Source organism: Pyxidicoccus trucidator (assembly GCF_010894435.1).
Classification (GTDB): domain Bacteria; phylum Myxococcota; class Myxococcia; order Myxococcales; family Myxococcaceae; genus Myxococcus; species Myxococcus trucidator.
Genome location: NZ_JAAIXZ010000003.1, coordinates 593,363 through 616,606, shown reverse-complemented (window position 1 = coordinate 616,606; position 23,244 = coordinate 593,363). Strand labels below are relative to the sequence as shown.

Annotated in this window: 15 protein-coding genes; 10 read left to right on the top strand and 5 right to left on the bottom strand. The window is 71.5% G+C overall.

Annotation, left to right across the window (positions count from 1 at the left end; all coding sequences use genetic code 11):
- Window positions 1-192: 192 nt before the first annotated feature.
- Complete coding sequence (locus tag G4D85_RS50260; protein WP_164011473.1) at window positions 193-2,184, bottom strand: DUF7151 family protein; 1,992 nt, start codon at window positions 2,182-2,184, stop codon at window positions 193-195.
- Window positions 2,185-2,596: 412 nt separating this feature from the next.
- Between G4D85_RS50260 and G4D85_RS12520 the strand changes: the two genes are divergently transcribed.
- A complete protein-coding gene (locus G4D85_RS12520; protein ID WP_164011471.1) occupies window positions 2,597-3,130 on the top strand; it encodes a phage tail protein in 534 nt (177 codons plus the stop codon).
- Window positions 3,131-3,217: 87 nt separating this feature from the next.
- Here the strand turns inward: G4D85_RS12520 and G4D85_RS12515 are convergent, their stop codons facing one another.
- Complete coding sequence (locus G4D85_RS12515; protein WP_164011469.1) at window positions 3,218-5,131, bottom strand: S8 family serine peptidase; 1,914 nt, start codon at window positions 5,129-5,131, stop codon at window positions 3,218-3,220.
- A 215-nt stretch (window positions 5,132-5,346) separates the two neighbouring features.
- On the opposite strand from G4D85_RS12515, the gene G4D85_RS12510 reads away from it, so the two are divergent.
- Entirely contained in the window at window positions 5,347-6,474 is a 1,128-nt protein-coding gene (locus G4D85_RS12510) for an AI-2E family transporter (protein WP_240359224.1), read from the top strand.
- A gap of 15 nt (window positions 6,475-6,489) precedes the next feature.
- A complete protein-coding gene (locus G4D85_RS12505) occupies window positions 6,490-7,143 on the top strand; it encodes a DedA family protein (protein WP_164011466.1) in 654 nt (217 codons plus the stop codon).
- Window positions 7,144-7,484: 341 nt separating this feature from the next.
- On the opposite strand, the gene bioA is transcribed toward G4D85_RS12505, so the two are convergent.
- Window positions 7,485-8,816 carry an adenosylmethionine--8-amino-7-oxononanoate transaminase gene (bioA, locus tag G4D85_RS12500; RefSeq protein WP_164011800.1) on the bottom strand — a complete coding sequence of 444 codons (1,332 nt, stop codon included), beginning with the start codon at window positions 8,814-8,816 and terminating at the stop codon, window positions 7,485-7,487.
- A 206-nt stretch (window positions 8,817-9,022) separates the two neighbouring features.
- On the opposite strand from bioA, the gene G4D85_RS12495 reads away from it, so the two are divergent.
- The 3 genes from G4D85_RS12495 to G4D85_RS12485 all read left to right on the top strand — a co-directional run bounded on the left by G4D85_RS12495 (window position 9,023) and on the right by G4D85_RS12485 (window position 12,085).
- On the top strand, window positions 9,023-9,820 hold the full coding sequence (locus tag G4D85_RS12495; RefSeq protein ID WP_164011464.1) for an acyl-CoA desaturase: 798 nt from the start codon (window positions 9,023-9,025) through the stop codon (window positions 9,818-9,820).
- A gap of 264 nt (window positions 9,821-10,084) precedes the next feature.
- Window positions 10,085-11,284 (top strand): GNAT family N-acetyltransferase, encoded by a 1,200-nt coding sequence (locus G4D85_RS12490; RefSeq protein WP_164011462.1) that lies wholly within the window; start codon window positions 10,085-10,087, stop codon window positions 11,282-11,284.
- 114 nt (window positions 11,285-11,398) lie between these two features.
- Complete coding sequence (locus tag G4D85_RS12485) at window positions 11,399-12,085, top strand: suppressor of fused domain protein (RefSeq protein WP_164011460.1); 687 nt, start codon at window positions 11,399-11,401, stop codon at window positions 12,083-12,085.
- Here G4D85_RS12485 and G4D85_RS12480 read toward each other — a convergent pair whose 3' ends face one another.
- Window positions 12,086-14,110 carry an ATP-binding protein gene (locus tag G4D85_RS12480; protein WP_164011458.1) on the bottom strand — a complete coding sequence of 675 codons (2,025 nt, stop codon included), beginning with the start codon at window positions 14,108-14,110 and terminating at the stop codon, window positions 12,086-12,088.
- Between the two features lie 290 nt (window positions 14,111-14,400).
- Between G4D85_RS12480 and G4D85_RS12475 the strand changes: the two genes are divergently transcribed.
- Together G4D85_RS12475 and G4D85_RS12470 are read left to right on the top strand one after the other, a co-directional pair.
- The gene (locus G4D85_RS12475) at window positions 14,401-15,477 is read left to right on the top strand and encodes a dipeptide epimerase (protein ID WP_164011456.1); all 1,077 of its coding nucleotides are present in this window, start codon (window positions 14,401-14,403) and stop codon (window positions 15,475-15,477) included.
- Between the two features lie 153 nt (window positions 15,478-15,630).
- On the top strand, window positions 15,631-20,916 hold the full coding sequence (locus tag G4D85_RS12470; RefSeq protein ID WP_164011454.1) for an ELWxxDGT repeat protein: 5,286 nt from the start codon (window positions 15,631-15,633) through the stop codon (window positions 20,914-20,916).
- 64 nt (window positions 20,917-20,980) lie between these two features.
- Here the strand turns inward: G4D85_RS12470 and G4D85_RS12465 are convergent, their stop codons facing one another.
- Window positions 20,981-21,952, bottom strand: a complete 972-nt coding sequence (locus G4D85_RS12465; RefSeq protein ID WP_164011452.1) for a LysR family transcriptional regulator — start codon at window positions 21,950-21,952, stop codon at window positions 20,981-20,983.
- A 96-nt stretch (window positions 21,953-22,048) separates the two neighbouring features.
- Between G4D85_RS12465 and G4D85_RS12460 the strand changes: the two genes are divergently transcribed.
- Complete coding sequence (locus G4D85_RS12460) at window positions 22,049-22,498, top strand: DoxX family protein (protein ID WP_164011450.1); 450 nt, start codon at window positions 22,049-22,051, stop codon at window positions 22,496-22,498.
- 203 nt (window positions 22,499-22,701) lie between these two features.
- Entirely contained in the window at window positions 22,702-23,076 is a 375-nt protein-coding gene (locus G4D85_RS12455) for a hypothetical protein (protein ID WP_205525523.1), read from the top strand.
- Window positions 23,077-23,244: the final 168 nt, after the last annotated feature.

The window sequence follows — 23,244 nt, the reverse complement described above, 5'->3', positions numbered from 1 at the left end:
TGACGAAGGCGCCACGCCCCGGGACGAACCCGCCGCGAGGAGGGACGAGCGGCCCGATGACGGCGCGCCGGGTGCCGCACTCCTCCGGTGCGGGACGGAGGCGGGGAGCAGCGCGGACCGCCTGAAGCACGAACGGCCCGCGAGCGGATTGCTCGCGGGCCGCCGTGTCATGCAGTCCTTCGGACGAAGGGACTACAGGAAGAGGTTCTCCGGGGCGGGCACCACCGTGGTGAGGTTGTGGCCCGCGGCACCGGCCGTGGCCGAGGCGAACGCCTGGCCCGCGACGGGGTTGCCGTTACCGCCGTTGCCGCCGTTGCCCGCGGTGGCGCCGCCGCCACCGCCAGCCTGGTTGGTGCTCGTGGAGTTTGCGTCCGTACCGGCGCCGCCACCGTTGACCAGGCGCTGGGAGGCGGGCGCGTTGATGGTGCCCGCCGCGATGAGGTGGATGATGCCACCGCCACCACCGCCGCCTCCGCCGGCGCCCCCGGCCCCGCCGTTGCCGTTCACCCCCGAGCCGCCCGTGCCACCAACGGCCCGCAGGAAGCCGGTCACGGTGATGTTGCCCTGGGCGCCGATGACGATGATGCCACCACCACCGCCGCCGGGACCGGGGATGTCGGTGGCGCCACCCGGGTTGATGCCGCTGGCGCCGTTGGCGTTGATGGCGCCACCCGCCGCGACGCTCACGCTGCCGCGCGCCACGATGACCAGTGAGCCACCACCCTCGCCGCCCGTCACGGCACCCAGCGAGATGTTGCGGTCACCCGCACCGCCCGCGAGCGGGCCCGGCCGTACGACGTGGGACGCCTGGAGCACGCCCAGCCCGAGACCGCCGTGAATCTGGCCCGCGGGCGCCAGGGCGACGCCGGGGTTCGGCGCACCGTTGCCGGAGTCCTGCGTGCCCGTCGCCACGATGATGGTGCCCGTGCCCGTCACCGAGACGTTGCCGGTGGCGCGCAGCACCGTGCCGCTGGGGACGATGAGGGTGCCGCTGATGGTGATGTCGGTGAACTGCAGGTGGTGCCTGCCGGCCAGGGTGTTGAAGCCCGCCGCGGTGGTCAGGTCCACGGTGCTGCCCGTGGGGAGGTTGTACGAGCCGCCCGAGCCGTCACCGTAGACGCCGAGCGAACCCGTGGGGCCCATCGGCCCCGAAGGCCCCTGGGCGCCCGTCGCACCCGTCGCACCCGTCGCACCGGTGGCACCCGTCGCGCCCGCCGGACCCGTGGCACCCGGGATGCCCTGCGGCCCCTGCGGGCCGTTGCACACGTAGCGCGTCAGCGCGGCAGTCACCTCGCCCGCCTCCAGCGTGCCGTTGCGGTTGGCGTCGATGCCCGTCTCCAGCCTCACGCCGCCGGTGGCGCAGTTGGCACCCGCCGCCTCCGCCGTGGTGCGCACCAGCGCGCTCAGGCCGACGTCGCCCTGCGGACCCGTGGGGCCGATGGGGCCCTGGGAACCGGTGGCGCCCGTGGCGCCGGTGGCCCCCGTGAGGCCGATGGGGCCCTGGGGACCGGTGGCGCCCGTGGCGCCGGTTGCCCCCGTGGGGCCACGCTCGCCCGTGGGGCCGGTGGCGCCGATGGGGCCGGTGGCGCCCGTGAGGCCGATGGGGCCCTGGTCGCCCTGGAGGCCCTGCGGACCGCGCTCGCCCTGCGGACCCACGACGCCCTGCTCGCCGCGCATACCCTGGGGACCCTGGGGACCTTCCGCCCCCGTGGGGCCGATGGGGCCCTGGGCGCCGTTGCACACATAGCGCGTCAGGTCCGCGTCCACCTCGTGGTTCTCCAGCTCGCCGTCGCCGTCGGTGTCGACGCCCGCCTCGAACAGCACGCCGCCGGTGGCGCAGTTGCCACCCGCCGCCTCCGGCGTGGTGCGCACCAGCGCGCTCAGACCCGTGTCACCGCGCGGACCGCCCGCGGGACCGGCGGGGCCCTCGGGACCGATAGGGCCGGCGGGACCGATGTCGCCCGTGTCGCCCTTCGGGCCGGCAGCGCCCGGCTCGCCCGGGGCACCCGCGGCGCCCGCGGCTCCCGGCTCGCCCTGGGGACCCGCGGCACCCGCGGGGCCCTGCGGGCCAGCGGGACCCTCTTTACCCAGCTCATCACATCCCGACAGCACCAGCAGTGCGGCCAGGGGGAGCGACTTGAGGAACTTCCAATGCGTGGGGCGACGCCAATTCACTTGAGCCATCTGCGGTCTCCTCGTCCGGGAACTCAATGTCGGGGGGCGTACAGCAAGCCCCAAGCCAGACCGCGTTTTGGGTCCGCTTCGCCCGTGCGTCCGCACTGAATGTCTCGATTGTGACTTGAATCACTCGTGCGAAGCCATCCCCCCTCCCGCGTTCCACCTGAACGCGCCTGGATGCCAACCAGACACACACCTGCGGGCGTATCCGCGGGACGCAACTGCGTCCCGCGCGAACGCGCCGCGAGGCCCTGACGCTCCGCGACAACCACGTCCGCGACGTGCGCGCACACCCGGCGCCGCCCTCCCGGGTCCTCCACACCTCCCCCTGCTTCAGAGGTGGCCGGACCTTTGCTCAGGGTGGAGTCGCCATGTTTTTGTTGGCGCTGCAACACTCCACATCCAAAGGTAGGCGTACGTGTCCGAGCCCTTCATCGGTCAAATCATGATGTTCGCTGGCAACTTCGCTCCGCGCGGCTGGCAGTTCTGCCAGGGGCAGATTCTCTCCATCGCCCAGAACACGGCGCTCTTCTCCATCCTGGGCACCACGTACGGCGGCAACGGGCAGACGACGTTCGCCCTGCCGGATCTGCGGGGCCGCTATCCCATGCAGCCCGGCCAGGGCCCGGGCCTCTCGCCTCGGACGCTGGGTGAGCAGGGGGGTAGCGAGACGGTGACGCTGATTTCGACGCAGATGCCGGCGCACACCCACGCGCTGACGGCCAGCAACTCCGCGGCGGACCAGCCCATCCCCGAGGGCAACGTCGCGGCGACGAGCATCGAGTCCGGCGTGCCGGTGAACGCCTACACCACGCCCAACAACATCAACACCACCATGGCTCCGGCGAGTATCGGCGTCGCCGGCGGCAGCCAGCCCCACAACAACATGTCGCCCTTCCTCTGCATCAACTTCATCATCGCGATGGAAGGCATCTTCCCTTCGCGCAACTGATGTCCTCCTGAAACAACACGGCGCACCCCGCTCCCCTTCACGGGAGCGGGGTGCGCCGCCACGTACTTCCCCCTCTACACGGCGGGACTACGGCAACGGCACGAGCCGGTCGACCGCCGCGGTACCGGTGTACTGCGTGGGCGTGTTGAGGAAGCCCTTGAGCTGCACGCGCCAGGTGCCCGCCGCCGGATTCGGAATCGACACGGCCTCACCCGTCGAGGTGCCATTGGCGCTCGAGCCCACCAGCTCGCCCGTGGGCCCGTAGACGTACAGGTCCAAATCGAACGCGGGGTTGCCCCAGTCCGTGCCGATGCGCAGCGCGCTGGCGCCGGCGGGCACGACGAGGCTGTGGTTGTGCTCGGCGGAGGCCAGCGTCACGTCCGCGACGGGGATGACGATGCTGGTGTCCACGTTGCCCGTCCAGCCCGGCAGCGCGGTGGTCTGCGTGGTGTAGCGCGTGCCCGCCGTCTCGGACGCGGCGCGCACGGCGGCGTACGCATCCGCGTAGCCGGCGCCCGCCTCCCACGGCTCGAGCTGGCGCGTGCTGCCGTCCGCCTGCGCGACGAACATGGGCTTCGCGGTGGAGGTCAGCGCGGACAGCACGCCGTCCATGTCCAGCGCCGGGTTGACCTCCAGCATCAGCGCGACGACGCCGGCCAGGTGCGGGGTGGCCATGGAGGTGCCGGAGATGGACGCGTAGAAGGGCTCCGGGTGCAGGCCGTCCAGGCCCAGGTACGGCGGCACGACTGCGGGCGCGCCGCTGGTGGCGCGCGCGGCGACGATATTCACCCCGGGCAGGGTGATGTCCGGATGGTGGAGCGCGTCACCGGGCACGCCCCGGCTGGAGAAGCCCGCGAGCTCGCCGGGCAAATCCTGGCTGACGAGCGGGTTGAGCGCGCCCATCGTGTCCTTGGCGGTGCCGGCCGCGACGGAGATGACGCACGGCGAGGCACTGTACGGGTTGAGCGTGTCCGCGTCCGGACCCTCGTTGCCCGCCGCGAAGACGACGACGATGCCGAGGTCATACGCGCGCTTGCTGGCGATGGAGATGGGGTTGAACGGCGCGAAGCGGCCGGTGGTGCCCCACGAGTTGGAGATGACGCGGACGTTGTGCGTCTCGCGCACGTCCGGGTGCAGGAGGAAGTCGAAGCCCTGCACGCTGTAGAGGATGCTGATGGCGTCACCGGCGCCCACGCCGATGAGCGTCGCCCCCGGCGCCACGCCCTGGTACTTGCCACCCGAGCGCGCCCCTGAGCCGGCGATGGTGCTGGCGCAGTGCGTGCCGTGGCCGCTGGTGAGGTCGCTGTTGGGCGTGTCCAGGTAGAGCGCGCCGCCCACCGGCAGGCCCGCCACCGGAGCCACAATCTTCACGTTGCGGGCGATGTTGGGGAAGTCGCCGTGCAGGCCGTCGATGCCCGAGTCGATGACGCCCACGCCGATGCCGGCGCCGGTGGCCTGGAAGGCGGTGCGCGCGGTGTCCGCGCCGATATAGGCCACGCTCTCGTCCAGGAAGTACTGAAGCGGCCGGTCCTCGTAGATGGAGAGCAGACCCAGCGGCTGCAGCTGCGCGCGCAGCAGCGTGAGCAGCAGGGGCGTGACGGGCACCTTCACCACCACCATGGGCAGCGCCTTCAGCGTCCCCAGGCCCTTGCCCGATTGCAGGCCCAGGAGTCCGGACAGCGTCTGGACCGCGGGCGCCAGCGCCTCGTCGGTGTTGAAGGAGAGGATGAGCGTGCGCGTGGCGCCGTCCGCCCGCAGCCCCGGGTCCACCACGGCCTGGGTCAGTGCCGCCTGGGCCTGGGGGCTGGAGTAGAGCGCGGTGCAGGCACTGGGGGCGACGGCCGCGGAGGCCTCGACAATCTTCTTCGGGGCGCCACTCGCCGCGGCGCGTGCCGAGGCCAGGGGAGCTCCCGAGGACGCCGTCTCGGACGGCTGACCGGAGCCGCAGCCCAGTGCGGCGCAGGTGGTGACGGCCCAGCCCAGCGACTTCAACCGCTTCATGTCTTGAACCCCGGCGAACGAGGCCCGGCACATCCGGGCAAGGAGATGTTGTGCATTGCCGGTGCGAGTGGATCTCGTGTCGTCAGACGTTTCCTTGTCGACACCTCCACACCCGGTGAGGCGCGGTTGGGAATGGTCTTTCCACAGGTCCATGCCGACCCTGGACGCGGAGGTGGCTGGCCCTCCGGGTGGACAGGACGCACCCGGAAGAGGTGGTGCGAAGACCGAGCGGGCGCGGGGGCACGGTGGCGGAGGAGCACGACGGAACGGTGCATCGTTCGCAGGTGACGCTGAAGACGGCGTACACCGTGTGCTTCGCCGTGCTCTCGGTGGTGGCGCTGGTGACGTTGGTGATGCGCACGACGGTGGCGCTGACGCTGACGGGTATCGCCGCGCTGCTGGCCCTGTCGCTGGAGCACGGGGTGTCCTGGCTGGAGCGCCGGCGGCTGCCGCGGATGCTGGCCATCGCGGTGGTGATGCTGGGGCTGCTGGTGGCGCTGGCGCTGCTGGCGCTGCTGGTGGTGCCCGTGGCGGCGGCGCAGGTGGACGCGCTGGTGCTCCAGTGGCCGCAGCTCTGGGAGGAGCTGCGCGGCTCGCGCCCCTTCCGGATGCTGAGCGAGCGGCTCCAGAGCCTGGGGTGGTCTCGCCGGCTGGAGGACACCGCGCCTCCGCTCGCGGCGGGGACGACGCTGCCGGAATTGGTGGTGCTGGCGATTGGCGGGGCGGTGGGGCTGGCGGGGGGCGCCATCACCGTCTACTTCCTGGTGGGGTTCATGCTCGCGTTCGGCGGCGGCCTGCTGAAGCGGCTGCTCGACATGGCCCGGCCGGAGCACCGGCTGCGCTACGTGCGGGTGCTGCGGAACGTGTACCGCGCCACGGGGGGCTACCTGGCGGGGCTCACGCTCATCTGCACCATCAACACCACGCTCACCACGACGGTGCTGGCGGTGCTGGGCGTGCCGTACTTCCTGCCGCTGGGCATCGCCAGCGGCTTCTCCAGCATGGTGCCGTACGCGGGGCCGGTGATTGCTGGCGGCTTCATCACGCTGCTGACGTGGGCGACGGGCGGCATGTGGATGGCGCTGGGAGTGCTCGTGTACTTCGTGCTCTACGGGCAGTTGGAGGGCAACGTGCTGGCGCCGCTCGTCTTCCGGCGCACGGTGCACGTCAACCCGCTCATCGTCCTGCTGGCGGTGCTCTTCTGCGCGGAGCTGGCCGGGATGGTGGGCGCGGTGGTGGCGGTGCCCGTCGCGGCCGCGGCGCAGATCATCACCCGCGAGGTGCTGCTCTTCCGTAGAGAGCGGCGCACCTCCGTGAGCCGTGCGCCGCCCGGCACGGCGTGACGGAGGAAACGAGGCATGTCAGGAGGACCCCTCCCGTGGCTGCTCACACATGGCTCGGCGGCCCTGCTCTTCGCGGCGCTGGTGGCCGGGGGCCTCGGCGTGCCGCTCCCAGAGGACCTGGTACTGCTGGCCACCGGCATCCTCGCGCACCGGGGGGTGCTGCCGCTGCCTCTTGCCCTGGCGGTGGGCCTGGGCGGAGTGCTGTGCGGTGACCTGGCGCTGTTCCTTACCGCGCGCCGGCTCGGGCCCAAGCTGTTTGAGCACAAGCGGCTGCGCGGGCTGCTGCCGCCGGAGCGTCGCGAGCGGCTGACCCGGCTCTATGCGCGGCACGGCGGGAGGGTGGTCTTCGCCGGCCGATTCCTCTCGGTGTTGCGAGGCGGGGTGTTCGCCCTCGCGGCGGTGCAGGGCATGTCGCCGAGGCGCTTCCTGCTGTGGGACGGGCTGGCGCTGTGCGTGAGCGTGCCGGTGGTGGTGGGGCTCGGCTATGCATTCTCACACAGCGTGGACCGAGTCGCGCGCGGGCTGGGACGGGTGGAGCATGGGGTGGCCATCGCCGCGGCGCTCGGGTTGGTGGTGCTGGTGGCTGTGCGAACGGTGCGGGCACGGCGCGCGGGCCGACGGCAAGGCGGCGGCGGGCTCCCAGGGGAGCAGGCACCACCAGCGCGGTGACGACAGCGGGCGTGCAGCGCCCGTCTCGTACCGGACGGCGCGTCAGGAAGCTGACCGGGCCCATTCTGGCAGCACCGCGCCCACAGGCCGCGGTGACGACAGCGGACGCGCAGCGCCCGTCTCGTACCGGACGCGCTTCAGGAAGCTGACCGGGCCCATTCCGGCAATACCGCGCCCGCAGGCCGCTCGGAGGCGTGTTGGGACCGTGCTGTTCGGAAATGTCGGGACATCTGCACCGCCAAAACCCCCGACATTTCCGAACAGCACGCCCCCGGTCGCCTCCGGGCCGGGCATCGGCTCCACCTGGTCAGCGCTGATGCGAGGCGCACCCGTGCGTCGCCTCAGCCCTTCGCCACCTCGCGCAGCGACGCCTCCACGCCCGCGAGCAATTCCTCCAGCGCGTCGTCCGGGATGTTGAGCGCGGGGGCGATGTACACGGTGTCGCCCAGGGGCCGCAGGTAGAGCCCGCGCCGCAGGGCGGCCTCGTACACCCGCCAGCCGCCACGCGAGAGGTAGCCACCGCCGCCCAGGTCCACCGCGCCCACCATTCCGAGCGCGCGAGGCCGCACCAGCCCGGGAATCGTCTCGGCCATGCGCGTGAAGGCGGCCTGGATGCGAGGCGCCTTGCGAGCCACCTGCCCGAGCACGTCCTCGTCGCGATACACGGCGAGCACCTCGCGAGCCACCGCCGCGCCCAGCGGATTCCCGCAGTACGAGTGGCCGTAATACAGCGCCCGCTGCGGCGAGCCGAGGAAGCCGGAGAACACACGCTCGGAGGCGAGCGTCGCGCCAAAGGGCAGCAGCCCGCCGGAGAGCGCCTTCGCCAGACACAGCAGGTCCGGCACCACGCCAGCCAGGTCCACCGCGAAGCGCGCGCCGGTGCGGCCCAGGCCGGTGAAGACCTCGTCGGCGATGAGGAAGGTATCCACCTCGCGGGTGGCCTCGCGCACCGCGCGCACGAAGTCCGGCGAGTACATCAACATGCCCGCCGCGCCCTGCAGCACGGGCTCGAGGATGACGCCGGCAATCTCGTCCGGGTGCGCGCGCAGGGCGGCCCGCACCTGCTCGAAGGCGCGCTCCCAGCCGCCCTCTTCCGCCGGGGACGGCACGTGCACCACGTCGAACAGAAGCGGGCCGAACACCTCGCGGAACAGCGGCACGCCGCCCACGCTGGTGGCGCCAATCGTCTCGCCGTGGAACGCCCCGGACAGGGTGATGAAGCGCGTGCGGCGCGGGTGCCCGTTCTGCGCCCAGTACTGCGCGGCCATCTTGATGGCCACCTCCACCGCCGTGCTCCCGTTGTCCGAGTAGAAGACGCGCGACAGCCGCTCGGCCGCGGGCAGCGAGGCCCGGTCCGAGCCGGGGGCGATGGCGGCCAATTCCGCGGCGAGCGCGGCGGCCGGCTCATGGGTGATGCCCGCCAGGGACACGTGCGCCAGGCTGCCCGCCTGCTCGGTGAGGGCGCGGACGAGGCGTGGGTGGCGGTGGCCCAGCGTGGACACCCACCAGGAGCCGTTGGCGTCGAGGTACCGGGCGCCGTCCGCGTCGTACAGGTACGCCCCTTCCGAGCGCACCACCACCAGCGGGTTCGTCCCGGCGATGTACGCCTCCATGGCGGTGTAGGGGTGCCAGACGTGCCCCTTGTCCAACCTGACGATGTCCGCCCGCTCCACGTGTGTGCTCCGGGTCATGGGTGCTTGCTGCTCCTCGTATCGCCTCGTACCGGAAAGGCGGGGCCACGGCACCGTGCGTCACGCGGGGCGGCTCCCCGTTCCGCTGATGGGAACCTGAAGCCAGGGCCTGCTCGACGGCCCCCTGTCACGCCCTTCGGGGCCGGCCATGACGCTGCCATGACATGGGGGGTGTTCAGTCACACATCATGGTCGTCATCGCCTTCTTCATCTCGCACTGGCTGCTCTGCGTGTTCTTCCAGAGCTTCTTCCAGCACCGCTATGCGGCGCACCGCATGTACACCATGGGTCCGCGCACGGAGCGGGCGGTGCACCTGCTCACGTACCTGGTGCAGGGCTCGTCGTACCTGTCGCCCCGCGCGTACGCCATCCTCCACCGCGAGCACCACGCGTTCTCGGACACGGAGAAGGACCCGCACTCGCCCCACTTCTTCAAGGACGTGGGCCGGATGATGATGCACACCAAGAAGCGCTACGAGGACTACTGCGCCGGGCGCGGCCAGCCCGAGGCCCGCTTCCTGGGTGGTTACCCGGAGTGGCCGCTGGTGGATGACACGCTGCGCACCTCGTGGCTGGCCACGCTGGGCTGGGTGGCGTTCTACACGACGTTCTATGTCGTCTTCGCCACGTCGCCCTGGCAGTACCTGCTGCTGCCCATCCACTTCCTGATGGGCCCGGTGCACGGCGCCATCGTCAACTGGTGCGGGCACAAGTACGGCTACCGGAACTTCGACAGCACGGACAAGTCGCGCAACACGCTGCCGGTGGAGGTCCTCTGCATGGGGGAGCTCTTCCAGAACAACCATCACAAGTACGGCAGCAGCCCGAACTTCGCGGCCCGGAAGTTCGAGGTGGACCCCACGTGGCAGGTGATGCGCGTGCTGGCGAAGCTGGGCGTCATCCGCATCGCCACCCCGCAGCGCGCCGTGTGGCCGGAGCCTCGCGAGGCCGCCCGCGGGGCCAGCGGCGCCGCCCGCGCCGCCTGACGGCTCCGGAAGCTCGGACAGGGCCCCTCTATCGGCCCTGCCCGTTCCCTCCTGGGACCTTGATGCAGGCAGGGTCTGGCGCCGCCGGGAGCAGCGGCGTCCTCTCCGCCCCCACGGCACGCCGTCTGGCCGGGGCCGCCCCCGCCGCCCGACGTGGCCGGGGTGCAGGCCCCGCCTCCGCCCACCGTCCCCCCTGTCCGCCCGGTGGCGAATCGGGCGGGCAACCCACGGCACGGGCCCAGGGGTCGCGTTAAATGAGCCCCCGTGCCCGTCGACACCTCGCTCCGCCTCCGCATCCTCGAAGCCGTGACAGACGCCCCGGCCGCCGCCTGGGACGCGCTCGCCGGCCCTGACGCCCCACCCTTCGTCCGCCACGCGTGGCTGGCGGCCATGGAGGAGAGCGGCAGCGCCACCGAGGAGACGGGCTGGGCGCCGCACCACCTGACGCTGTGGCGGGGCCCGAAGCTCGTCGCCGCCGCGCCCGCGTACCGCAAGTTCCACAGCATGGGCGAGTACATCTACGACTTCGGCTGGGCGGACGCCGCCGCCCGCCTGGGCGTGGAGTACTACCCGAAGCTCGTCGTCGGCGGCCCCTTGTCCCCCGCCACCGTCCCCCGCTTCCTCATCGCCCCGGGCGAGGACGTCCCCGCCCTGCGCCGCGCCCTCCTCGCCGCCGCCACCGAGAGCGCCCGCGAGTCCGGCTGCTCCTCCGTCCACATCCTCTACCCCACCGGAGACGAAGCGGACTTCCTCGAGGCCGAGGGGCTGGCGCGCCGCATCACCCTCCAGTTCCACTGGAAGAACCCGGGCTACCGCGGCTACGACGACTACCTGGCCCGCTTCGACTCCAAGCGCCGCAACCAGCTCAAGCGCGAGCGGGGCGCCGCCGCCACCCAGGGCATCGCCCTGCGCACCGTGCGCGGGGAAGAGCTGACGCAGGTCCACGCGAAGCGCGCCTACGGCTTCTACACCTCCACCTGCGAGCGCCACGCCTGGGGCCAGATTCAGCTCACCCCGGACTTCTTCGCCCGCGTCTTCCAGCACCTGCCGGACACCGTGGAGCTGGTGGAGGCGGTGAAGGGCCCGAAGGTCATCGCCGGGGCCTTCAACCTCGCCACCCGGGAGCGCCTCTATGGCCGCTACTGGGGCGCCTTCGAGGAGCACCCCTTCCTCCACTTCAACGTCTGCCTCTACCACTCGGTGGACGACTGCATCCGCGCCGGCCGCAAGGTGTTCGAGCCCGGCGCGGGCGGCGAGCACAAGGTGTCCCGGGGCTTCGAGCCCACCGCCGTCCACAGCGCACACCTCCTCTTCGACAAGACGCTGGACGGCGCCGTCCGGGGCTTCCTCCGCCGGGAGCACGCGCGCCTGGCCCCCGCGGTGGAGGAGGCGGAGCGCCTCTGTGGCCTCAAGCCCTGGCCCCTGGCCGGCAGCCCCGCCGCCGGGGGAGCCACCGGCACCTGAGCCGGGAGGCCCTGCCCGGGAGGCCCCCGGCGCCCCGGCCGGAGTGTCAGCCCCTGGCACTCCCCCTCTCAACGAAGTTGTGAAACCGGGGTGAGCACATAGAGTGTCCTGGCTATGAAAGCCCCGGAGACGGACGAAGACTTCATCCAGTGGTACGAAGACTGCTGGGCGGACCGCGACGAGGTCGAGTACCCCAAGATGTTCGGCGCCATCGACGAAGGCGTCTTCACGCTCGACCAGACGGACGCGATTCAGGCGTGGATGGAGAGTGAGCTGGCGCAGGTCCAGGAGCCGGACCCGAACTGGGGGCCCATGGGCGTACGCGTGGCGCCGCCGAGCGCGGACTACCCGTACTGGACCTATGTCACCAGCGGCCTGTCCAACCCCTTCACCGTGGCGCCCGGAGACGAACTCTCCGACGACGCGCCCAGCGGGCTGGGCTACGAGATGGTCATCCACACGCCCGAAGAGGCGAAGTGGCCGGTGTTCCGGCTGCTGGACATGATGGCCTACAACCTCGTGAGCCTGCGCGCCTTCGCCATGGGCCACCGCTACCCGGTGGAGGGCTCGCTGGACGGTGGCGACTCCAAGCTGGGCGGCTTCGTCTTCGTGAGGGACCCGTCCCGCCCGGACCACTTCGTGCTGCCCAGCGGCAAGGTGCAGCTGATTACGCTGGTGGGCGCCACGAAGAATGAAATGGCCTTCGCCCGCTCCAACGGCATGGACAAGCTGATGGCGAAGCTGGTGGCGGCCGGCAGCGGCTACACCACCATGCCCGAGCGCGACGAAGTGAAGCTGTAGTCACTCCCCTTCCGCCTCACGCGCCGGTGGCCCTTGTGCCCCGGCGCGTGGCGGCGCGCCCTCCACCAGCGCGCGCAGGGTGCCCGGCTCGAAGGGCTTCTCGATTCGCGGCAGCGGCACCGTCTGGAGGAAGACGCGGGCGCGCTCCGTGAAGCCGCCGCCCGTCATGAAGACGAAGCGCGACAGCACCTCCGGCTGGCGCCGGGACAGGACGTCGTACACGTCCATCCCCGTGAAGTCCCCCATCATCAAGTCGCAGAAGACGATGTCGAACGCGTCGTCCCGCGCCAGCAACTCCAGCGCCTCGCGCCCGCTGTGCAACAGCACCACGTCGTGACGCCCGCCGAGCACCCGGCGCAGCACGGAGGTGAGCTGCGGCTCGTCGTCCACCACCAGCACGCGCTTGCGCTCGGCCACGCACTCCACCGCCTCCGGCCCCGGAGGCAGCGCGACTTCGTGCGTGGTGGGCAGCCGCACGCGGAAGGTGCTGCCGCCGCCGGGCGTGCTGGTGGCCGTCAGCTCCCCGCGCATGCTGCGCACCAGCCCCAGCGCGGTGGACAGCCCCAGGCCGGTGCCCTCGCCCACGGAGCGGGTGGTGAAGAAGGGCTCGAAGACGCGCTCCAGCACCTCCGGCGCCATGCCGTGGCCGGTGTCCGTCACCTCCACCACCACCCAGGCGCCCTCGGTGCGCGTGGTGAGGCTGACGCGGTGGTGCTCGGAGTCCCCCTCCGGAATCGCGAACGCGGCGTTGACGAGCAGCTGGAGGAACACCTGCCCCAGCCGCGCCTCGTGCGCCATGACGGTGGGCACGCCGCCGTAGCGCCGCTCCACCTGCGCCCGGTAGCGCAGGTGCGGCATGGACATGGACAGGCCGAACTCCAGCGCCGCGTGCACGTCCACCGGGGACAGGTGCGGCTCGTCCGCGCGGGCGAACGTCTGCAAGTCCCGCACGGTGACGCGGATGCGCTCCGCGCCCTCGCGCGCCTCGCGCAGGGCATCCAGCGCATCCTTCAGCGCCGCGGTGTCACCGGGGCTGCCGGCGAGCAGCTCCAGCTGCTCCAGCGCGAACTGGAGGTTGCCGGTGACGTAGGAGAGCGGGTTGTTGATTTCGTGCCCCACGCCCGCCGCGAGCTGCCCGGCCATGGCCAGCTTCTCCGACTGCACCAGCCGCTCGCGCGCGGCCACCAGCTCCTCGGTGCGCTGGCGGACGAGGGCCTCGGCCTCCAGGCGGCCGGTGTGCTCGCGGGACAGCAGCATGTCGCGCTCGGCCTCCAGCTGCTTCTTCGGGGTGATGTCGGTGGCGAAGACGGACAGGTTGCCGTTGGCGCACCATGCGTGCACCTCGTGCCAGCGCCCGGGGGAGAGGCGCACCTCGAAGGTGGTGGCCACGCTCTCGGCGGCCACGCGGCGCAGCTCGCGCTCCAGCCGGGTGCCAAGCAGCTCCGGGCACGCCTCCCACAGCACGCGGCGGAAGAGCTGCTCCTGCGTGCGCCCGCTGATGGCGGCGGCCTGGTGGTTGACGTAGGTGACGCGCCAGTCCACGTCCACGGTGAAGAAGGCGTCCGGGGTGCCCTCCAGCACGTCGCGCACCCAGGCCAGCGTGTCGCGGACGCCCTCCTCCACGCGCAGGGCGCTGGTGACGTCGCGCAGCCGCAGCAGCACCCCGTCCCGCAGCGGCACGGCGGTGCCCTGCAGCCACGCGTCGCCCTCCGGGAAGCTGTCCGCGGCGGGCCGGCCCGTCTCCACCACGTCCCGCAGCACGTCCAGCCGGCCGCCCAGCCCCGCGTCCGGGGACACCTCGCGCAGCCGGCGCCCGCGCAGCATCTCCGGAGAGCGGCCCAGGGAGCGCGCCGCGGCGGGGTTGGCCCACAGCCACTCGAAGTCGGTGATTGAGCCGTCGGAGTCCCTCACGGCGCGCAGCACCATGCAGCCCTCGGGCTGGTCTCTCTCCGCCTCCTCCAGGGCGGACAGCAGCATGTCCGCCCCCGAAGCCGGGGACCTCTGGGATGTATCCGTCACCGACATGCGCCGCCCGCTCCAGACCACGCGCGCCCGGAGGCCAGCGTCCAGAAACAGCAGGAGTCGCCCGTATGTCGCCACGAACGGGCCCCATTCTCAAGCAGCGTCGGGGCCCGGACGGCGAAGACGACCTGCCAGGTGTGTACGCCTTCCCGGTTTCCGTCTGTCCGCCCCCCGCCGCCGCGCCCGGCACACCCCTTGCGGCGGCCTCCACCGGAAGCGGGCGCGGCGGCGACGGGACTGCGCTCATGGCTGTCCCCTCTTCCATGAGAGCGGACTAGGGTTCGGCCCCGGACATGACGCCCACCCTCATCACCGCCGTCACCTTCGAGCCGCTGCACCTCCCCCTCACCGAGCCCTTCGCCATCGCCACCGGGGCGCAGCACGCCGCGGAGAACGTGCTGGTGCGCCTGACGCTGGCGGACGGCACCGTGGGCCTGGGCGAGGCCGCGCCCTTCACCGCCGTCAGCGGCGAGACGCAGGGCAGCACGCTGGCCGCGCTGGAGACGGTGCGCGCGGGGCTGCTGGGCAGGGACGTGCGCGCGTGGCGCCCGGCGTCGGAGTGGCTGGGCGACTCGCTGGCGCTGGCGCCCTCCGCCCGCTGCGCGGTGGAGATGGCGCTCCTCGACGCGCTGGCGCGGCACCACCGCGTGCCGCTGTACGTGCTGCTGGGTGGGACGGGGACGGCGCTGGAAATCGACATGACGGTAACGGCGGGCGACGTGCCGCACGCGCGCGCCTCCGCGAAGGCCATCCTCGCGCGCGGCATCTCCACGCTGAAGGTGAAGGTGGGAGCGCTCAGCCCGGACCAGGACGCGGCGCGTCTGGTGGCCATCCACGAGGTGGCGCCCCAGGCGCGGCTCTTCGCGGACGCCAATGGCGGCTATGACGTGGCGGAGGCGCTGGCCTTCGTGAAGGAGCTGGAGCGCGCGGGCGTGCCCCTGGCCCTGCTGGAGCAGCCGGTGCCCGCGGCGGACTTCGCCGGCATGGCGGAGGTGTCGCGGCGCTCGAAGGTGCGGGTGTGCGCGGACGAGTCGGCGCGCTCGGCGAAGGACGTGCTGCGGCTCATCCGCGAGGGGGCGGCGCACGGCATCAACATCAAGACGATGAAGTGCGGCGTGGTGGAGGCGATGCTGATGTGGAGCCTCGCGCGCGCGGCCGGCATGGAGCTGATGGTGGGCGGCATGGTGGAGAGCGTGCTGGCGATGAGCGCCTCCGCCCACCTGGCCGCGGGCCTGGGCGGCTTCACCTACGCGGACCTGGACACGCCGCTGTTCATCGCCAGCCACCCCTTCCAGGGCGGCCTCCGGTACGACGGCGCCCGGCTGGACTTCGACCCGGACGCGCCGGGGCACGGCGTCACCCTGGCCTGAGTCGGGGTGACGGAGCACCCAGACGCGCCGAGCACCCTCCTCGCACGGCCGGCCGCTGTGTCGCCGGGGCGACACTTCCCGAGGTGACACGCGGTACACTGCGCCCGCTATTTCGAGCGGGCCGGCACCGCGCATCTTCTGTCCGAGGGGGACATGGAACACCTGGGGAACTTTCGGCGACAGCTGCTCTGGCTCGCCGTCACGCTGGCCGTGGTGGGCGGCTGCTCGGAGCCGGTGGCCCCGAAGCAGGACGGCCCGCTCGGCACGTCCTCCGCCGCGCTGACCTTCAGCTGGCCCGTGCTCATCGACGGCTGGCCGTCGACGCTGCCCGCCAATCCCGGGAGCACGCCTTCCGGGCTCGTGGCGGTGAGCGCCACCACCGTCTACTTCGCCGCGCAGGAGGAGAGCAGCGGGCGGGAGCTGTGGCGGAGCGATGGCACGGAGCCCGGCACCCAGCTCATCAAGGACCTCCGGCCCGGCCCGGACAGCTCCGCCCCCAGCGACTTCACCGTCATGGGCGGGCTCGTCTACTTCACCGCCGACGACGGCAGCAACGGGCGCGAGCTGTGGCGGACCAACGGCACCGCCGAAGGCACCGTGCTCGTCAGCGACATCAACCCCGGCCAGGACTCCTCCAACCCCGGCAACCTGAAAGTCCTGGGAGGGTTCCTCTACTTCTCCGCGACGCACCCCCTGATGGGGACCGAGCTGTGGCGGACCAACGGCTTCGCCCAGGGCACCCAGCTCGTCCGGGACATCGTCCCGGGCTCCGTAAGCTCCGCTCCCCAGAACCTCACCGTCGCGGGCACCCAGCTCTTCTTCACCGCCTCCACCACGGCGGGCCGCGAGGTGTGGAAGAGCGATGGCACGCCGTCGGGCACGGTGCTCGTCCGAGACCTCTTCCCGGGCTCCAGGAACGGCTTCATCTCCGAGCTGATGAGCGTGGGCAGCACCGTCTACTTCGTCGGCTACGAGTCCTCGGCGCGCCTCTCGCTGTGGACCACCGACGGCACCTCCGCGGGCACACGGCTCGTGTACGACCCGACGCCCGGGGACCCGTTGGACGGCGCCACCGTCGAGTCGCTGACCGCGATGAACGGGAGGCTCTACTTCGTGTCGATGGGCAGGAACGGCATTGGCGCCCACGTCGGCTACGAGCTGTGGACGAGCGACGGCACGTCGGCGTCGCTGGTCAAGGACGTGTACGAGGGCAGCAGCAGCAGCTGGCCCAAGGAGCTGGTGGCCGTGGGCAACGTGCTCTACTTCCGCGCGTCCGAGGGCGGCGACATCTCCGAGCTCTGGAAGAGCAACGGCACGTCCACGGGCACGGTGCGCGTCAGCACCCTGGGGGTGAACCTGAAGGGCACCAAACCGGAGAAGCTGACCGCCGTGGGCGGCGTGCTCTTCTACACCGCCGAGGAGAGTGGCACGGGCCGGGAGCTGTGGAGGAGCGACGGCACCTTTGACGGCACCCGGCGGGTGAGGGACCTGCGGCCCGGGACGACGGGCTCCAACCCCGAGGCGCTGACCGCCGTCGGCAACCGCGTCTTCTTCTCCGCCGACAACGGCACCTATGGAATGGAGCTGTGGACGAGCGACGGCACGGACTTCAATACGTACCTGGCGGAGGACATCCACGTCGCGACGGCCGGTTCGGACCCTCGAGCCCTCACCGCGTTCGACTACGTGCTCTACTACACCGCGGACTCGGAGGACTTCGGCCGGGAGCCCCGAGCGTTCAGCGGCAGCTTCGGCTCCCCCGACCTCAATCCGGGCACCTGGAGCTCCAGCCCCAGCCAGTTCGTTCCCATGAATGGCGCCCTCCTGTTCGACGCCGACAATGGCATCAACGGCCGGGAGCTGTGGACGAGCGACGTCGCCACTGGGGAGACCCGGCTCCTCAAGGACCTCCGGCCCGGCAACTACCTCTCCAGCAGTCCGCATGACCTGAGCGTCCTGGGCGGACGGCTCTACTTCATCGCGGACGATGGCCAGACGGGCTTCGAGCCGTGGACGAGCGACGGCACCCCCGAGGGCACGCGGCTGCTCAAGGACCTCTGGGTGGCGGGCGCCTCGGGCAACTCCATGGGCTCGGGCTTCGTCGGGTTCAACGGCGGGGTCTACTTCCGGGCCTCGAACGGCTCGGGCAGCGCGCTCTACCGGACGGATGGCACGACGGAGGGCACGGTCTCCGTGACGAACGTGGTGCCCTACTTCGACAACGCCTTCGCCGCCACGCCCGGCTTCTTCTTCTTCCCAGGCTTCGGCCCCGGCTCGACCAACGACATCGAGCTCTGGAAGAGCGATGGCACCGCCGCCGGGACGCAGCTGGTGAAGAACATCGGCTCGGGGGTCAGCAGCTGGCCGGACGACTTCGTGCTGATGGATGGAGTGCTGTACTTCAGCGCCGCGCAGAGCGGCACCCGGCGCGAGCTCTGGCGCAGCGACGGCACGGAGGCAGGCACCTGGCCGGTGATGCAGCTTGCCGTGGGGACGAAGGGCTTCAACCCGCGCCACCTCACGGTGGCCAACCGCGTCCTGTTCTTCCAGGCGTATGACCTGGAGGGTGGCACCGAGCTGTGGCGCAGCGATGGAACGACGGAGGGGACCCGGCGCGTGAGGGACCTCCACCGGGGCCCCGTGGGCAGCATGGCCGACCAGCCGATGCTGGCGCTGGAGCCGGAGGGGCTGGTGGTGTTCGCCGCCTCGGATGCCGACCTCGGCATGGAGCCCTTTGTCTCGGACGGCACCGAAGCGGGGACCCGCCCCATCGGAGAGCTTGCCCTCGGACCCTTCTCCTCCAACCCCCGCCTGTTCACCCGCCAGGGCGAGTACGTCTTCTTCGTCGCCAACGATAGAGCCAGCGGCTTCGAGCTGTGGCGCACGACGATGAGCGGTGCGCCGGACACCACGCCTCCCACCCTCACCTGCCCTGCCAGCATGAGCGCGGAGGCCCAGAGCGCCTCGGGCGCGCAGGTGAGCTATCCGGCGGCCACCGTCAGCGACGACACTCCCGGCAGACCTGCCATCACCTACAGCCACGCGTCGGGGACGGTGTTCCCCTTCGGGGCGACGAGCATCACCGCCACGGCGACGGATGCGTACGGCAACACCGCCTCGTGCGCCTTCACCGTCACCGTCCAGGACACCACCGCGCCCGGGGTGAGCTGCCCCGCGAGCGTCACCGTCGACGCCACCAGCAGCACGGGCGCCGTCGTCAGCTATCCGGCCGCCACGGTCTCCGACGCGAGCGCGACGCAGGTCACCTACAGCCACGCGTCGGGGACGCTGTTCCCACCCGGCACCACGGCCGTCACCGTCACCGCGACGGATGCGGGCGGACGTACTGGTTCGTGCTCGTTCAACGTCACCGTGCGGGACACCACCGCGCCCGAGGTGAGCTGCCCCGCGAATGTCACCGCCGAGGCCACCAGCGCTTCGGGGGCCACGGTCAGCTACCCACCCGCCACAGCCTCCGATGCGATGAGCCCGCCGGTGACGGTGGGCTACAGCCACGCCTCGGGGACGGTGTTCCCGCTCGGAGTGACGGTCGTCACCGCCACCGCCACGGACGCCGCGGGCAACAGCTCCACGTGCAGCTTCTCGGTGACGGTCCGCGACACCACCGCGCCTGAGGTGACGTGCCCCGCGAACGTCACCGCCGAGGCCAACAGCGCCTCGGGGGCCACCGTGAGCTACGCGCCCGCCACGGTCCACGACCTCGTCACGGCTTCGCCCGACGTTACCTATAGCCGTGCTTCGGGGACGGTGTTCCCCCTGGGGACGGCGACAGTGACTGTCACGGCCAGGGATGCGGCCGGCAATGCCGCCTCCTGCTCCTTCGACGTCAGCGTGCAGGACACCACGAAGCCGGAGGTGAATTGTCCCGCGAGTGTCACCGCCGAGGCCACCAGCGCCGAGGGTGCCGCCGTGAGCTACCCGTCAGCTTCGGCTTCCGACACCGTGACGGCCTCACCCGTGCTGACCTATAGCCACACGTCGGGGACGGTGTTCCCTCTTGGAGTGACGACCGTCACGGCCACCGCGACGGATGAGGCCGGCAACGCCGCCTCGTGTTCCTTCGAGGTCACCGTTCGTGATGCCACGCGGCCCGAGGTGACGTGTCCTGCGAGTGTCACCGCCGAGGCCACCAGCGCCTCGGGCGCCGCTGTCAGCTATCCGGCCGCCACGGCCTCCGATACGGCCAGCCCGCCCGTGACGCTGGGCTACAGCCAGGGCTCCGGGACGGTGTTCCCGCTCGGAGTGACGACCGTCACCGTCACCGCGACGGATGCGGCGGGGAACGTCGCCTCATGCTCGTTCGACGTCACCGTCCAGGACACCACCGCCCCCGCCCTGACCTGCCCCGCGAACGTCATCGCCGAGGCCACCAACAGCACGGGTGCCACCGTGAGCTACGCGTCCACGAGCACTTCGGACGCCGTCACTGCGTCGCCCGCGCTCACCTACAGCCACGCCTCGGGGGCGCTGTTCCCCATTGGGGCGACGACCCTCACCGCCACCGCGACGGACGCGGCCGGCAACAGCGCGTCGTGCACGTTCGACGTCACCGTCCAGGACACCACCGCACCGGCCCTGACCTGCCCCGTGGATACCGGCGCCGAGGCCACCAGCGCCTCCGGCGCCACCCTGGAGTACGCACCGGCCAGCGCATCCGACGCGGCCTCCGCCTCACCGGACCTCGTCTACAGCCACGCCTCGGGCACGGTGTTCCCGCTCGGCGCCACGCAGGTCGCCGTCACGGCCCGGGATGCCTCGGGCAATGAGACGACGTGTCACTTCACCCTGACCGTGCGCGACACCACCGCGCCGTCCGTGGGCTGCACGGCGGACCTCACGGTGGAAGCCGACGGAGCCGACGGCGCGACAGTCCCCTATGAGCTCGCGAGCCCGCTGGACACCGTCACCCGCGCTCCCCAGGTGTCCTCCAGCCACGCGACCGGCAGCCGCTTCCCGCTCGGAACGACGACCGTCACCGTGACGGCGCGAGACGAGGCGGACAATGCCGCGTCCTGCACCTTCTCCGTCACCGTCCAGGACACCACACCTCCCGCCCTCTCCTGCCCCGCGGACATGACTGTCGAGACGCGAGACGGCGCGGACGTGGCCGCCACCTTCACCGCCACGGCCAGCGACGCGGTGACGAGCTCCCCGATGCTCGTCTACAGCCACGCCTCGGGCAGCCTCTTCCCGCGAGGCACCACGCCCGTGACAGTCACCGCGCGGGACGAGGCCGGGCTGACGGCCGAGTGCACCTTCCAGGTCACCGTGCGGAAGCTCATCTCCGTGCCGGCACCGGAAAAGGCAGCACTCGGCTGCTCATCCTCTGCGGGGACCCCGGGCGGAGGCAGCGTGTGGCTCCTGCTGCTGGGCAGCGCCGTGTGGTTCCAGCGGCGCTCCCGCGCACGCGTGCACTGAAGCGGAGCCTCCTGCTTTCAAGGCCGACGGCTCGGAGCTCACACCCGGCCCGAGCCTCCCGCGGTCAGGACGAGCGGCTCGCGGGAGGACGGGGTTCCGGACACCCCGGGCCCCGGCTCATCCTCCGCCTCATCGCATCACCGGCCATGGCCCGCTCGCAGGACGTCAACCGCTCGCTCAAGAACTCACGGAGCAGCGTCACGCGCTTGGGCAGATGCCGGGACGGATGCACGAGGGACTGCAGCGCTCCCTCGGAGGAGAACTTCGGAAGCACGAGCTCGATGGGCGCGGAAGACGCGGAGAAGCACGAGAGGAACTGCTCGGGCAGCAGCCCGATGCCGTGGCCGCGTGCCACCGCCTCGAAGACGAACTCCAGGGAGTCGCCACTCAGCGGCCCCTTGACCTTGACGCTCTCGATTCCGTGCGGGCCGACGAGCTCCCAGTCCGCCGCTCCAGCATTCCCGCGGTACAGCACCGCGTCGTGGCGGGCGAGGTCGGCGACCGTGCGAGGCTTCCCGTGTCGTTCGAGATACGAGGAGGCCGCGTACAGCCGGTGCACGCTCACGCCCAGCCGGCGGACGATGAGCGCCGAGTCCTCCAGCCGGCCCGGTACGATGGCGATGTCGACCTGGCCCCCCACGAGCTCCGCCCCGCGCGCCGTCGTGATGACGTCGACGTGAATCTTCGGGTAGAGGCGTACGAACTCACCCAGGGCGCCGGCGAGCTTTCCCGTCACCTCGGGGGGGGCCGCGACATGCACGATGCCGCTCGGCTCTCGCGCCGTCTCTCCCGCCAGCAGCGTCGCCTCGTCGAGCCCGGCGACGGCCTCGCGTGCCCGCTCGTAGTACGCACGGCCGGCGTCGGTGAGGGAAATCTTCCGCGTCGTGCGCTCCAGCAGCACGATGCCCAGGTCCTCCTCGAGTTTCGCGACGCTGCGACTCACCGAGGACGTGGGCAGCTGGAGGCGTGTCGCGGCGGCCGTGAAGGAGCCGGCCTCGACGACGCGGAGGAAGGTGGCGACGCGGTTCAGGTCCATTGCTCCCACAGCAATAATACGTTGTCCGAGGATGTACTAGTGCTGCCCGGGGCCGCCCGTTAGGTTGACCGCGAGAACTTCCCAGGAGCACTTCCAATGTCTCTCTTCGCCAAATGGGGCCCGCGCGTTGCTCGCGTGGTGCTCGGTCTTCCCTTCTTCGTGATTGGCCTCAGCCACTTCGTGCCGTTCATGCCGCCGCAGCCTCCGCCGCCTCCGGAGGCCCTGCCCTTCATCACGGGGCTCATGGCGGCCGGCTACCTGATGCCGCTCGTCAAGGTCATCGAGGTCGCCGCCGGCCTCGCGCTGCTGACGAACCGGTTCGTCCCGCTCGCGCTGACACTGCTCGCGCCCATCATCATCAACATCGCGGGCTTCCACTTCACGCTCGCGCCGTCGTACGCGATGCCCACCGTCTTCATCGTGCTCGGGCTGTACCTCGCGTGGAGCTACCGCGCGGCCTTCGCACCGCTGTTCCGGGCCCGCGCGGAGCCGGCCGCACCGGCGACCGAGCAAGCGTCGAGCGCCCAGGCGGCCCACGCGCGCTGAGTCACGAGGAGGGCGGTGGGGATGCGCCCCACCGCCCGGTGCCCGGCCTTCAAGGCTGGCGAGCGATACTCGCTCATCCAAACGCGGCAGCGCGGCCGGTCGTCAGCGGGCGGTGGAATCCTCTACGCTTCCCGGATGCACGCCTTTGCCAGTCCCAAGCCCCGCCTCCCATGAGTGAGCCCACGGGCTTTGGTGGCCATGGGATGCGAGGGCGAGCCATCTTCGTCGTCGCCTGGACGGCGCTGACCCTGCCCAACGTGCTGGCGCTCCTGGACGCGGGCCCGGTGCCCACGGCGGTGGGGGCCGTGCTGGCGCTCGCGGTGGGCGTGGGGCTGGCGTGGGTGGCGTACCAGACGGATGAAGGGGTCGGGTGTCTCTTCGCCCTGCTGGCCGGTGGCGGCGTGTGGCTCGGCTGGACGGTGGGCGAGGCCTGGGCTGGCGCACCCCTGGGCAGACACCTGGGCGCGCTCGTGGGTGGAGCACTCCTCCCCGGGCTGAGCCTCGGGGTCCGAGCCTTTATCGAGCTCCGCCGGGAACGTGTCACGAGCAGGAACCCGTCGCCTCCGCCCGGACGGTAGACTTCCAGGCTCCTTGGACATACGTCGACGAAACACGACCCCTCCAGCGACGCGAAAACACCTCACAAAGCCAGTCAGGGGTGAGCGTCATGCCCACGACGTATGGAATTTCCGACATGCGCTCGCGAGGTCGGACACCCGCCCATCCAGGATGTCTCACACATGCGT

Excerpts from the sequence above, each read along its gene's own strand:
- G4D85_RS12465 (WP_164011452.1), bottom strand. The coding sequence starts at position 21,952 with ATGGACCTGAACCGCGTCGCCACCTTCCTCCGCGTCGTCGAGGCCGGC.
- G4D85_RS50260 (WP_164011473.1), bottom strand. The coding sequence starts at position 2,184 with ATGGCTCAAGTGAATTGGCGTCGCCCCACGCATTGGAAGTTCCTCAAG.
- G4D85_RS12485 (WP_164011460.1), top strand. The coding sequence starts at position 11,399 with ATGAAAGCCCCGGAGACGGACGAAGACTTCATCCAGTGGTACGAAGAC.
- G4D85_RS12515 (WP_164011469.1), bottom strand. The coding sequence starts at position 5,131 with ATGAAGCGGTTGAAGTCGCTGGGCTGGGCCGTCACCACCTGCGCCGCA.
- G4D85_RS12470 (WP_164011454.1), top strand. The coding sequence starts at position 15,631 with ATGGAACACCTGGGGAACTTTCGGCGACAGCTGCTCTGGCTCGCCGTC.
- G4D85_RS12475 (WP_164011456.1), top strand. The coding sequence starts at position 14,401 with ATGACGCCCACCCTCATCACCGCCGTCACCTTCGAGCCGCTGCACCTC.
- G4D85_RS12455 (WP_205525523.1), top strand. The coding sequence starts at position 22,702 with ATGCGAGGGCGAGCCATCTTCGTCGTCGCCTGGACGGCGCTGACCCTG.
- G4D85_RS12480 (WP_164011458.1), bottom strand. The coding sequence starts at position 14,110 with ATGTCGGTGACGGATACATCCCAGAGGTCCCCGGCTTCGGGGGCGGAC.
- G4D85_RS12460 (WP_164011450.1), top strand. The coding sequence starts at position 22,049 with ATGTCTCTCTTCGCCAAATGGGGCCCGCGCGTTGCTCGCGTGGTGCTC.
- G4D85_RS12495 (WP_164011464.1), top strand. The coding sequence starts at position 9,023 with ATGGTCGTCATCGCCTTCTTCATCTCGCACTGGCTGCTCTGCGTGTTC.
- G4D85_RS12505 (WP_164011466.1), top strand. The coding sequence starts at position 6,490 with ATGTCAGGAGGACCCCTCCCGTGGCTGCTCACACATGGCTCGGCGGCC.